Source organism: Pseudoalteromonas phenolica (assembly GCF_005876835.1).
Lineage (GTDB): Bacteria > Pseudomonadota > Gammaproteobacteria > Enterobacterales > Alteromonadaceae > Pseudoalteromonas > Pseudoalteromonas phenolica_B.
In genome coordinates, this window is the sequence record NZ_PPSW01000014.1 from 93,911 (window position 1) to 106,986 (window position 13,076).

Here is a 13,076-nt window from a genome sequence, read left to right on the forward strand (position 1 = left end):
ATTAAAAAAATACGTAGCTGGTTTAGAGACAAAAAAGCCGTGCAAACGCACGGCTTCTTCATATTATTTCTCGGCTTTCTGGTGTGCAAACGCTGCACCCACAAAACCTTCAAATAACGGGTGACCATCACGAGGCGTCGATGTGAACTCAGGGTGGAACTGAGCAGCAATGAACCAAGGGTGATCTTTATTTTCGATAATTTCAACGAGCTTCTTATCTTCAGACAAGCCTGTGAAATGTAGGCCCGCTTTTTCAAGACGCTCGATGTAATTGTTGTTCACCTCATAACGGTGACGGTGACGTTCAGTGATTTCAGCATTGCCGTACACTTCACGTACTTTTGAACCTTCTTTTAAGTGACATAGTTGCGCACCTAAACGCATTGTGCCACCTAAATCAGATGCTTCATCACGTACTTCTACCTTACCTTCTGAATCTAACCACTCAGTGATTAGACCAACAACTGGGTGCGCTGATTCTGCATCGAATTCTGTTGAGTTTGCACCTTCAAGGCCTGCAACGTTACGCGCATATTCGATTAGCGCAACCTGCATACCTAAACAGATACCAAGGTAAGGTACTTTGTTCTCACGCGCATATTTAGCCGCTAAGATTTTACCTTCTACACCACGGCCACCGAAGCCACCTGGTACTAAGATAGCATCAAGGTCTTGTAATAACTCAATACCTTTGCTTTCAATATCTTGTGAATCAACGTATTGAATGTTGACTGTTACACGGTTCTTAAGACCCGCATGCTTCAACGCTTCGTTTACTGACTTGTATGCATCTGGTAGTTCAATGTACTTACCAACCATACCAATTGTCACTTCACCAGTTGGGTTAGACTCTTGATAAAGAACCTGTTCCCACTCAACTAAATCAGCTTCTGGTGCTTCAATGTAGAAACGACGACACACTAGGTTATCTAAATCTTGTGATTTTAATAACGCAGGGATCTTATAGATGCTGTCTACGTCTTGAAGTGAAATAACCGCTTTTTCTTCTACGTTAGTGAAAAGTGCGATCTTTGCACGTTCGTTAGCTGGCAATTTACAGTTAGAACGGCAAACTAGAATATCTGGTTGAATACCAATAGAACGAAGTTCTTTAACTGAATGCTGAGTTGGCTTAGTTTTAACTTCACCAGCAGCGCCAAGGAATGGTACTAACGTTAAGTGCATGAATAATGCGTGTTCACGACCCAGTTCTGTACCAAGCTGACGAATCGCTTCTAAGAACGGTTGTGACTCGATATCACCTACAGTACCGCCGATCTCAACGATCGCGATGTCATAACCTTCAGCACCTTCAATTACGCGGCGCTTAATGTCATTAGTGATATGTGGAATTACCTGAATAGTCGCGCCAAGGTATTCACCTTTACGCTCACGACGAAGCACGTCCTCAAAAACACGACCTTGCGTGAAGTTGTTGCGCTTTGTCATTTTGGTGCGAATGAAACGCTCGTAGTGACCTAAGTCTAGGTCAGTTTCAGCACCGTCTTCAGTTACATAAACTTCACCGTGCTGAATTGGGCTCATTGTACCCGGATCCACGTTGATATAAGGATCCAGCTTAAGAATAGTTACGTTTAAGCCACGGGCTTCTAATATTGCTGCCAACGATGCTGCGGCAATACCTTTACCCAAAGACGAAACAACCCCGCCCGTTACGAAGATAAATTTTGTACTCATGCGAACCCTAGAATATCAGGAAAATGGAATTTTAAATAAGAATCAAGACGGGGCGATAGTATAGCAAAGCACTTAACATCAATCCACAAAAATTTAGCTTAAGGGCTTTAAATAATGACAAGTAAGACCTCAGAAAATCATCGTTATTGTCTGCCTAATACCGTCTTATTCTTTTGTTCTTTTCTTCACCAGCTCCCAGGCCTCATCCATTTCTTCAAGGCTTGACGAGTCTAAACTCTTGCCTTGTTGTTTAAGCACGGCTTCAACTTGGACAAATCTGCCTACAAATTTATCTGTCGCGTTTCTCAATATTTGTTCGGGGTCGTGTTTAGCATGACGAGCCACATTGACTGTCGCAAACAATAAATCACCGATTTCTTCAGCTGAGTGATCGGACTGAGGGTTTTCTGCTAGTGCTTCGCTCACTTCAGCCACTTCCTCAGATACTTTTTCAAGTGCCCCATGGTAATCTGGCCAATCAAAGCCAAGGTTTGCAGCGCGTTTTTGTACTTTCTTGGCACGCGTTAATGCAGGGAGCACTTTTGGAATGTCATGCCATAGAGGTTGCTCAGATGAATTCAGCTTTGCGGCTTTTTCTTGCTCTTTAATCGCCTGCCATTGTTGCTCGAGCTCTTCATCTGTTAATGTTTTTTGCTCTGAAAATACATGCGGGTGCCTGCGAACTAGCTTATTGTTTAAACCTTCAACCACCTCGTTGAAATCAAACAGCCCTTGCTCTTTGGCCATTTGAGCGTAAAAAATAACTTGGAACAACAAGTCACCCAATTCATCTTTAAGATCCTCCATATTGTCGCGATCTATGGCATCAGCCACTTCATAGGCTTCTTCTAAAGTATGCGGCACGATGGTTTTGAAGGTTTGGACTTTATCCCAATCACATCCTTTTTTAGGATCACGAAGTGTTTGCATGATGTTGAGCAATTTGTCGATTTCAGTTTGATTCATTTTTTAAACACTTATTTTTAAAACAATAAAGTCGGCAAATGCCGACTTTATTAAATTGATATTTTTAGCGGTTAATGCTGTCGCTTTGCTTCAAATACGCCATCAATTTGCACCAACTTAGTGATCAAGCGGTTCATCGAAGACAGATTAGAAACTTCTATTTGCATTAAAAATACTGCGGTATTTTGCTCATAGTTAGTTTGCAAGTTCATGTTTAATACATTCACTTTTTCATTGGCCAATACAGAGCTAATATCACGAATAAGGCCTTGTCTGTCTTGCGCTTCAATACGCAAATTCAGCGCATATGATGACTTAATATCGTCAGACCAACTGACAGCTATTTCACGCTCAGGATGTTGCTCACATATGTGCGCAAACGACTCACAATCACTACGATGCACTGCAATGCCACGGCCTTGCGTGATATAACCGACAATTTCATCGCCCGGAACTGGCTGACAACATTTGGCGACATGACTCAGTAGGCTACCCACCCCATCGACCACAATGCCGTTTTTATCGCCTTTCACCTTTTTGCGTGAAGTAATTTTGAGCGTATCTTCTGGCTCTGGCTTAGCTTGAATAAAGTTTAAGAATTGGTTGATGCGCACATCGCCCGCTCCCAATGCCACCATCAAGTCGTCAAGCTCTCTAAAGTTAAAGCGTTCAACCGCAGGCTCTAAGTCTTTATAGGTAAGATCTAGTTTCGACAAATGCGAATCTAGCATCTCTTTACCCGCTTGTAGGTTTTTATCTCTGTCTTGCTGCTTAAACCAGTGATGGATTTTACTGCGAGCACGAGACGAGAAAATATAACTTAGGCTTGGGCTTAACCAATCACGACTAGGCGCTGGATTTTTCTGGGTTAATATTTCAACCTGATCGCCGGTTTTTAGCTTATAAGTAAACGGGACTATTTTACCGAACACTTTAGCACCCACGCAGCGATGGCCGACATTAGAGTGAATGTAATAAGCAAAGTCGAGTGGCGTCGCGCCTAGTGGCAAGTCAAAAATATCGCCTTTTGGTGTAAATACATACACTCTGTCTTCAACCACTTGGTTTTTCAGTTCATCGGCTAAGTCACTGCCATCAACCACTTCTTCTTGCCATTGAAGTAGCTTGCGTAACCAGCTTATTTTTTGTTCATAACCTGAGCCACGCCCAGGTAAGGCGCCTTCTTTATACATCCAGTGGGCCGCAACGCCAAGCTCAGCATCTTGGTGCATTTCTTCAGTACGAATTTGGATCTCGACTGTTTTACCTTCAGGGCCAAACACCACAGTATGGATAGACTGGTAACCGTTTTGTTTTGGGGTAGCAACGTAGTCGTCGAACTCTTTTGGCAGATGACGCCAACTGGTATGCACAATACCTAGCGCGGCATAACAGTCTTGAATTTCATCCACCACAATTCGCATAGCGCGAATATCGAAAAGCTGATCAAATTCATAGTTCTTTTGCGACATCTTCTTATAGATGCTGTAAATGTGCTTCGGGCGACCATAAACTTGCGCTTTAACGCCTGCTTCGGCAAGTTTACTAGAGACCAGGTTCACCATGTTTTCCATATAGGATTCACGGTCTAAGCGCTTATCAGATAGCTGCTTTGCAATACGCTTATAAGTTTCTGGGTGAAGGTAGCGGAACGATAAGTCCTCAAGCTCCCACTTAAGCTGACCTATACCTAAACGGTTAGCCAATGGTGCAAAGATATTCGCAGTGGCTTTTGCTGTCACCACACGCTCTTCTTCATCGGCATTTTTTACTTCACGTAAATGACAAATTTGTTCAGCTAATTTAATTACTACCGCTCTTACATCTTCAACCATGGCCAATAACATACGGCGAATATTGTCTATCTGTACATTGCCTTTACCCTGATGTGCTAAGGTGCTGATCGTCGCCATTTGCTCAACACCCTGCAACAGTAAAGCAACGTTATCGCCGAGCTCGTCTTTTACATCATCAAAACTGACTAACCCTTCAAGAAAATAAGGCGTTAAATAAGCAGATGCCAAAGATTCAGGATCAAAATTCAGCTCGGCAAGGATTTCCACCATCTCAACGGCTTTGTTCAAGGTCGTCGCATTCACATCAGAAGGACATAAAGCATGGGCTCGGTCTAAATATGAGAGTTTATCGTCTGACAGATTCAGAAGATCTAGCCGAGCCGAAAAATCGGCTGGTAAATGAGTTTGATGTGATTGGCGGGTTGCAACCATTTGCATTACCTCCTTTGGAACAACGCCATTGTCTCTATATGCCCCGTGTGAGGAAACATATTCATAAGTCCCACTTTACTGATTGTGAAGCCAGCTTCAAGTACTAAAGCACTATCTCTCGCTAAAGTAACCGGATCGCACGATACATAGAGAATTTTTTCGAACTGCTTAAGTGGTAATTGCTTCAATACCTCATAAGCACCAGTACGAGATGGGTCTAGAATTAATACATTGGCATGTTTATCGAACCACTTAGCACTTGAGATATCATCCGTCAGGTCGAAACATTCAAAAGAGACATTTTCAAGCTGATTTTGTGCTGCATTTGCCTTAGCTCTTTGTACCGAACTATCAACGCCTTCAACACCAACAACACGTTTAGCATATTTGGCTGCAAGCAAAGAAAAGTTACCAATACCGCAAAACAAATCTAACACCGAGTCTTGTTCGTTGAGCGCTAACCAATCTAATGATTGCATCAGCATCTTTTCATTCACCTCACCATTAACTTGAATGAAGTTATTGAGTTGGAAGTCAAATTCAACCCCATCAACTTGATAATTTGGAATCTGTTCGTATGCAACAGGTGCTTTTCCATCATCCCATAAAATCTGCACACCTGAGTCGCTTAGCGCTGTCATTAATGTCTGTTTCGTATTGTCATCAATTGCTTTGGTATGTCTTATCAGTACAAACACACCGTTATCTGCTTCACAAAGCTGCACATGACTAATTGAATGAAGCTTGCTGTTATGTGTGACTGCAAGTCTTAGCTGCGTGAATAGTTCTACAAAAGCAGTATTTAAAACTGGGCAATTTTCTACTTCGACTATTTGCTTACTCTTTTGCGCTCTAAAGCCTAATTTAAATTGCTTGGTTTTCTTATCTGAAATACAAGCAATACGGGCAGAGCGACGGTAGTGTTTATCAGCACTGGTGATAGCTGGTTGCCATGATAAGTGCGTTTCTTTTGCAAATTTTTCAAATAGTTTGCCAACAGCTTGCTGTTTATGAGTGATCTGACTGTCTACTTTTAAATGCTGTAACTGACATCCACCGCACACACCATAATGTTGGCAAAAAGGCTCGATACGCTCTTCACTTGGTGTAAGCACTTTGACTTGTCTGGCTTCAATGAGCTTTGACTTCTCATCGAGAATTTGTGCTTTTACTTGTTCGTTTGGTAATGCACCATCAATAAAGCACACCTTACCATTGTGATTTGCAACACCTCGACCTTGATGATCAAGTGACTTTACATCCAAAGTCAGTACTTTGCCTTTATTTGACGTTTTTTTAGCACGAAATATCTGTGCCATACGAATGCCCCTTAATGTTTGCCAACCCGTGTCTAAGTCGATACTCTTAAAGCTAGAATATTAATAAGAAATAGTTCATTCATGACCAGATTAGGCCTGCGCGATAGCATTCTCGTTCTAACTTTAATCCCTACCATGCTGATTGGTTTAATTCTTGGGGGGTATTTTACAGTAAATCGTTATGTTGAGCTTGAAGAAATTCTCTTCCAACGTGGAAGTAGTATTTCAGAGCCATTGGCAATCGCATTAGAGCAACCTGTTCTGCGTGAAGATAGAGCACAACTTAAGCGTATCGTCAGTACTGCACACAACAAACATTCTCCGCTTATCAAAAGTATTGCTGTTTTTGATGTTGAAAAAGAACTGCTACTGACCAGCAATTATCATGAACATTTTAGTAACTTAAACTTCTCTAGCGACATTAAAGCGCTTCACCATACTGATATGGTGAAAAGAGACGATACATTTATATTTTTCACCCCAGTTAAATTTAATTCTCAACCTTCAGAGCAATGGCAAGATGCCCATGCCGCGCCGCTAGCGTTATTAGTTATTGAAGTGAGCAAAGATAAAGCGATTATTGCGCAGCAACAAACGCTTATTATGAGTATTAGTATCATTGTAATTGCATTAATTTTGAGTGGTATTTTGTCGTTGCGGATCAGTAAAGTATTAGTTTCTCCACTGTCAAAGTTACTTTTAGCAACTGACAAACTGGTCGAAGGTAAACAAGACATTGGTCTTCAAGCTCCGATGCAAGGTGAGTTTGAACTGCTTCGTCAAGGGCTGCACACCATCAATGGCGCGATGGCAAACCAACGTGATGAAATGCAAAAGCATATTGACCAAGCCACCAGTGACTACCGAGAGACACTAGAGCAGTACGAAACACAGAACATTCAACTCAATATTGCCAAAAAAGAAGCCCAAGATGCCAACCGAGTTAAATCTGACTTCCTAGCGAAAATGAGTCATGAGTTAAGAACACCTTTAAATGGTGTGATTGGTTTCACAAGACAGCTTTATAAAACGCCGCTAAATAAACACCAAAAAGAATACTTAGACACGATTGAGCTTTCAGCCAATAGCCTCATGACCATTATCAGCGACATCTTAGATTTCTCTAAACTAGAAGCGGGTGCGATGGAATTAGAAAGTATCCACTTTCAGTTACGAGAAGTGATCAGTGAAGTCATGACATTACTAGCGCCAAGCGCTTATGAGAAAAAACTTGAACTGTCTATTTCTATTCACCCACATGTACCAGAGAATTTAGTCGGTGACCCCACTCGATTAAAGCAAGTACTCATTAATTTGATAAGTAATGCTATTAAATTCACAGAAAAAGGTGCGGTTAAAATTGATATCACTCACCGTGTAATCAAACAAACAAATGCCTCTTTGTTGGTGTCTGTAAGTGACACTGGTGTGGGCATTGCAGCAGAAAAACAAGATGCGCTATTCACACCGTTTGGCCAAGCTGACTCAAGCATTACCCGTAAATTTGGTGGCACAGGACTTGGTCTCATTATTACCAAGCATATTGTTGAGGCCATGCGTGGAAGTATTAGTTTAAACTCAGCACCTGGCCAAGGTACTTGTTTTACCTTTAATGCCATCTTTGAGCTACCTCAGCGAGCATTTAACAACGACTTACCGACTTATAGTCTTGAGAATAAGCGTATCTTATTCTTTGAACCTCAAGAGCATACTCACTACGCAATATTAGCCCAATTAAATGAATGGAAAATGCAAGTAACACCTTGTTTGACTGAAGAGACTTTTTACCAGGCCCTTGAAAAAGACTTCAGTTATGACATCTGTTTAATTGGTAATACCGCTGACGTTGAACAAATGCCTGTGCTGAAAAACTATATCTCTCAAGCCCGTCCATTGTCTGATTATTTATACCTCATGGTCAGTACCATTTCGCATAATATGCGAGAATCATTAGTAGGGAGTGGCGCAGATGCCTGTGCGAGTAAACCTTTACATTATCGTAAACTGTGCGAAATGTTAGCTGCCCCGTATCGCTTAGATCATCCAGATGTGTCAACCGATGAACATGACCAACCTATATTGCCTTTAAAAGCACTCATCGCTGATGATAATGACGCCAACTTAAAATTACTTTCTACACTTTTATCTGAGCAAATCGAAGGCATTGATACTGCGCATAATGGCGCACAAGCTGTGGCTCTGTGTAAAACACATAAATATGATTTGATCTTCATGGACATTCAAATGCCCATTATGGATGGCATCACTGCATGTAAAACCATCTTGGATTCATCACTCAATGAAGATACCCCTATTATCGCTGTGACCGCACACGCATTAAGTGGCGAAAAAGATCAGTTACTAAAAGATGGCTTTAGTGGTTACTTAACTAAGCCTATCGATGAAGACATGCTGAAACAAACTATTTGTGATTACAGCAGCTCATCGGTGAGCTCTGCAACAAAGATCAAATCAGAAGAGATTGAACCAAGCCCAGCCCCTTTTGAAAGCCATTTACTAGACTGGTCTTTAGCACTTCGTCATGCAGGCGGCAAACCCGATTTGGCTATTGAAATGTTGAACATGCTATTAGATAGCTTAAATGACACGCACCAACAGATAAATCAAGCATTTGAAAATGAAGATTTCGCACTCCTGCTTTCTGTCATCCATAAGTTCCATGGCGCTTGTTGTTACACAGGTGTGCCTAAACTAAAACAATTATCAGAAACCATTGAAACCGGTTTAAAACGCCATCAAAACATTTCCGATGTTGAGCCCGAAGTGCTCGAGTTACTTGATGAACTAGAAAACTTCAAACAAGTCTCCCAAGCGAGCTAATTAATTTTTTGAATCACCAAAGTTAACATGAAAATGCAAGTGCTTACTATCTTGATAATTACCAAGATTGGTAAGCACTCTAGCTGAACCATATTCTTTCTCAACGTTTCGGGCAAGCTGTTGAACAACCATAATAAGGTGAAACAACTGTTCAGAGTCGTGGCCACCTAAGTCAGTAAACGATGGAATGTGTTGCTTAGGAATAGCGACTATATGTACAGGCCAATGAGGCTGAGTATGATGAAAAGCGAGTACATGCTGATCTTCATATACGACATCAAGCTCTACTTTGCCGCTTAATGCTAAATCACAGTAAAAGTCATTTCCTTCATAACTTGCCATGCTACCTCCAAAATAATTCTTTAATTTCGTCAAAGACTTTTTAAGAAAAGATACTAATCTTTAATACTTAAAGTGTAGCAATGAATTAAAAAGCGAGGGTGTATGAAACAAAAAAACGGCTTACCTAAATAAGCCGCTGATTGGGAGACGTTAAAATGAATTGAATGGTTTATGCGCTTTTGAGCAGCTCTTGCTTAGCGCCATTTATTGCAATGGTGCGAGGTTTATCTGCTTCAGGGATCTCACGCTCTAAGGCAATATTTAATAGACCATTCTCTAAAGATGCACCACGAACTTTTACATGGTCTCCCAATTGGAATTTGTGTTCGAAATTTCTTTCAGCGATTCCTTGATGAATAAAGGTACGCTCTCCATCAACCGATTTGGTTTCTTTTAGCCCTTTCACTGTTAAGGTATTTTTCTCGGTTTCAATTTGTAGTTCTGACTCTACAAACCCTGCCACAGCCATGGTGATTTGATATTTGTCTTCACCTAAAAGCTCGATGTTATATGGAGGAAAGCTTGATTGCTTTGCATTGCGGCTAGCGTTATCCATAAGTTGAGCTAAGTGGTCAAAACCAATGAATGAACGATATAATGGTGATAAATCTACTGTACGCATAATAATACCCTCTTAGAGCGATAGTGTGTTGGCATCTCCTCAAATGAGCAAGATTACCTAATAAAATCATAATGTTAATTTAATAAAGACCCTGTAAGGCGTCTTCACAATAAGAGATAAGGTCTGCTAAACAGTTTTCAAGAGAAAAAATTAAAAATTTTTGAGTTTTATTTTTAAAGGGGCATAAACAGGCAATCAACTTGTTGTTATTTTTAAACAGTTCTTATCGAAAGCTATTTTTATTAAATCGATGCCTAAATCATATTGTAAATGGCAAAGTTGAAAGCAACTCTGGTTGATAGAACTATAAACATTTAATAAGAATTTGAGTTAAATAGAAAAAGCCTGAGCGGTTACCCAGGCTTTGTTTACTTACTGTTGGTTGGAATTTCTTTTAATATTTAAAGCGCTTACTACGTAGAGTAGAATTTGTCGCTTTAGAATCGTATTTATCTGAAAAATATGAGGCTGGAGATAGCAATAAAACAAACGAATCTGTTTTTGTGTCTGATCGCTCACCTAACTCTTCATTTTCGCTTTTTGGTAATTTAAAGCTCATCAAGAGTACAGCGGATAGAGCAACAACGATCCAGACAGAATATTGCCAATCACCTGATTGTACAGAACCCGCTATCGCTAAAAACACACCAATTAACAATATCACTCGAAATCCATGTAACATTTTTTAATCCCTTAAACTAAACAATCTATTTGTTAAAGTTAATTGCAAAATATTTACAAATCAAGCTCAAGGTTAAGAAAATGTTTAAATATTAATAAAAACGCACTCTATTTTTGAATATTATGAAAAAACTCATACGTTGATACTATTAGCCTAATTATCAACTTTATAACAACAAAAAAAACATCAAGTATAAAACTCTCCCGAAAACTGGAAGTTTTTAAGCATTAATCTAGATTTAAGTTAACAGTGTTGATGTTTAACTGGACACAATCACCCGCCCACTTTTTACTACTTGTTTTTGGGGTCATAGATGAAAAAACGGTTTATTCCTTCAGAGCAGATAGGTTCAATACCAAGAAATGCAGAGCTGATCAGTGCGTATAAATCGTTTAAAAATGGCGAGCTTAGTTATGGTGCACTCTGCGATATCGCCGAATCAGAAACAGTCCAAGTCATGAAAGATTTAGAGGCTTTAGGCTGTGAAGTGATCAGTGATGGCGAACAACGAAAGTTTGATGGCTTTGCGCATTACTGTTTACACAACTCTTGTTGCTATGAATCCGAAGGTTTATTAGTTGATTTTTCGGATGGTCATTCTCGCGTATTTGCGCCACACCTCAAAACTGCACCATTTAAATACGAACATACCGCAGATGAGTTTTTACAGTTTGCAATAAAACACGCAAATGTCCCTGTCAAACAGGCTGTGATCTCTCCTTCAATGCTGAGTTTAGTCTATCCAAATACAGGCTTAAAAGATTACAACCATCAACAATTCATAGAAGACTTAGTTCAGCAACATGTAGGTGAAGTGAAACGCTGTATAGAGCTTGGGGCGCACAAAGTACAGATTGACTTCACCGAAGCAAGATTATCTCTGAAGTTAGATCCCTCTGGTGAGCTACTAAATTCATTTGTCGATTTAATCAACAAGTGCCTTTCACATTTCAATCAAGAAGAAATTGCTCGTATCGGTATTCACACTTGCCCTGGTGCCGATATCGATTCAACACACAGTGCCGAGGTGGACTACAAATATTTACTGCCCACATTATTTGAAATCAATGCGGGTAACTTTTATGTGGCAATAAGCGGTGAAAAAGAGCCAGAAAAAGCACTCTATTTACTCGGAAATGTCATCAAACCAGAGCAAAGAGTTTTTATAGGCGTGACCAACCCTATTAGCAAAGAAATAGAAACACCTGAATCGGTGTGTGAATTATTACTCACCGCTGCGAAATATATACCTGTTGAGCAGTTAGGTTCTACGGATGACTGTGGATTTTCTCCTTTCGCAGACGATATATCAACTGCCCGAGAAGTCGCATACCAAAAGATAAAAGCTAGATTAGAAGGAACCAAACTGGCAGAAATGAAGCTTGGATTAAGTTAAAGAAGTAAATATGACGAATATTGAGCCAAGCTTAAACCTGCATCAACTCAATCTTGAGATGGAGAATCACCAACTCAAAAAAGACCTCCGAGAAAGGCAGTTTGAGCAGTTTACCTTATCTAAGATACAGCAAGTCGCAAAAGTAGGCACTTGGAAACTCAATCATCTCACCTATGACGTTTGCCTCTCTCCTGAACTGCTTACCATGCTAGGGTTGACACAAGCATCTTGCAAGCTTAAATGGAATCAATTTGTTAGCCTTATCGATCCTTCGCAACACTTAGCGCTTGAAACGAAATTAATTCAACTCGAAAACGTTGAGCACCCAGCGATCGTTCATGCATTTTTAGACGATACACAAACAAAATGCCACTTTAAGCACTTTAGTCATACGTTTACAAACAGTATTGGACAACCGCTACGAACAGTCGGGCTCATTCAAGATATTACTGAAGAGTTTAACCAAGCAAAAGAGTTAGAACGACAAGCAATCACTGATGAGTTAACCAAATTATATAATCGAAGAAAAATTAATGCCTCTTTACGCGAATTGATAAATGACACAGCAAATACTGGTTTGCCTTTCTCAATTATGCTGTTCGATTTAGATCATTTTAAAAGAGTCAATGACGCATTTGGGCATAACTATGGTGACGAAATACTTATGGCAACAGCGGATGCCATGAGGAAATTTTTACCTAGTTACGCACAATATGGTCGCTGGGGAGGTGAAGAGTTTCTTATAGTCGTCAATAACGTATCATTGACCGACGCTTGCAACATCGCTCAACACATCAAAAATGCATTAAACACCATTATGTTTCCAAACAAAAAATCCCTTTCTGCCAGTTTTGGTGTAACACAATTTAAGAGAGACGATAACTTTACAACCTTGCTCACTCGAGTTGACCAGCTAATGTATAAGGCAAAACAATCTGGCCGTAATTTGGTTGTGTGTGGTTAAATTGAAACCAACCTAACC

General features: G+C 40.2%; 10 protein-coding genes. 3 read left to right on the forward strand and 7 right to left on the reverse strand.

Going from position 1 to position 13,076, the window contains the following annotated elements; genetic code table 11:
- Positions 1 to 63: 63 nt before the first annotated feature.
- The 4 genes from C1E24_RS09870 to rlmD form a co-directional block, all read right to left on the reverse strand.
- The gene (locus C1E24_RS09870; protein WP_138480992.1) at positions 64 to 1,698 is read right to left on the reverse strand and encodes a CTP synthase; all 1,635 of its coding nucleotides are present in this window, start codon (positions 1,696 to 1,698) and stop codon (positions 64 to 66) included.
- A 165-nt stretch (positions 1,699 to 1,863) separates the two neighbouring features.
- On the reverse strand, positions 1,864 to 2,664 hold the full coding sequence (mazG, locus tag C1E24_RS09875; protein WP_138480994.1) for a nucleoside triphosphate pyrophosphohydrolase: 801 nt from the start codon (positions 2,662 to 2,664) through the stop codon (positions 1,864 to 1,866).
- 71 nt (positions 2,665 to 2,735) lie between these two features.
- Entirely contained in the window at positions 2,736 to 4,892 is a 2,157-nt protein-coding gene (relA, locus tag C1E24_RS09880; RefSeq protein ID WP_138480996.1) for a GTP diphosphokinase, read from the reverse strand.
- Positions 4,893 to 4,897: 5 nt separating this feature from the next.
- Positions 4,898 to 6,211, reverse strand: a complete 1,314-nt coding sequence (gene rlmD / locus C1E24_RS09885; protein ID WP_138480998.1) for a 23S rRNA (uracil(1939)-C(5))-methyltransferase RlmD — start codon at positions 6,209 to 6,211, stop codon at positions 4,898 to 4,900.
- An 81-nt stretch (positions 6,212 to 6,292) separates the two neighbouring features.
- Here rlmD and barA point away from each other — a divergent pair, with 81 nt between their 5' ends.
- Positions 6,293 to 9,052 (forward strand): two-component sensor histidine kinase BarA, encoded by a 2,760-nt coding sequence (gene barA / locus C1E24_RS09890; protein ID WP_138481000.1) that lies wholly within the window; start codon positions 6,293 to 6,295, stop codon positions 9,050 to 9,052.
- Here barA and C1E24_RS09895 read toward each other — a convergent pair whose 3' ends face one another.
- The 3 genes from C1E24_RS09895 to C1E24_RS09905 all read right to left on the reverse strand — a co-directional run bounded on the left by C1E24_RS09895 (position 9,053) and on the right by C1E24_RS09905 (position 10,698).
- Complete coding sequence (locus C1E24_RS09895) at positions 9,053 to 9,394, reverse strand: HIT domain-containing protein (RefSeq protein WP_138481002.1); 342 nt, start codon at positions 9,392 to 9,394, stop codon at positions 9,053 to 9,055.
- Positions 9,395 to 9,563: 169 nt separating this feature from the next.
- The gene (locus C1E24_RS09900; protein ID WP_138481004.1) at positions 9,564 to 10,016 is read right to left on the reverse strand and encodes an Hsp20 family protein; all 453 of its coding nucleotides are present in this window, start codon (positions 10,014 to 10,016) and stop codon (positions 9,564 to 9,566) included.
- Between the two features lie 394 nt (positions 10,017 to 10,410).
- The gene (locus C1E24_RS09905; protein WP_138481006.1) at positions 10,411 to 10,698 is read right to left on the reverse strand and encodes a hypothetical protein; all 288 of its coding nucleotides are present in this window, start codon (positions 10,696 to 10,698) and stop codon (positions 10,411 to 10,413) included.
- A gap of 313 nt (positions 10,699 to 11,011) precedes the next feature.
- Between C1E24_RS09905 and C1E24_RS09910 the strand changes: the two genes are divergently transcribed.
- Positions 11,012 to 12,094, forward strand: a complete 1,083-nt coding sequence (locus C1E24_RS09910; protein ID WP_138481008.1) for a 5-methyltetrahydropteroyltriglutamate--homocysteine methyltransferase — start codon at positions 11,012 to 11,014, stop codon at positions 12,092 to 12,094.
- 10 nt (positions 12,095 to 12,104) lie between these two features.
- Positions 12,105 to 13,058 (forward strand): GGDEF domain-containing protein, encoded by a 954-nt coding sequence (locus C1E24_RS09915; protein WP_138481010.1) that lies wholly within the window; start codon positions 12,105 to 12,107, stop codon positions 13,056 to 13,058.
- The last annotated feature ends 18 nt before the right edge of the window (positions 13,059 to 13,076 follow it).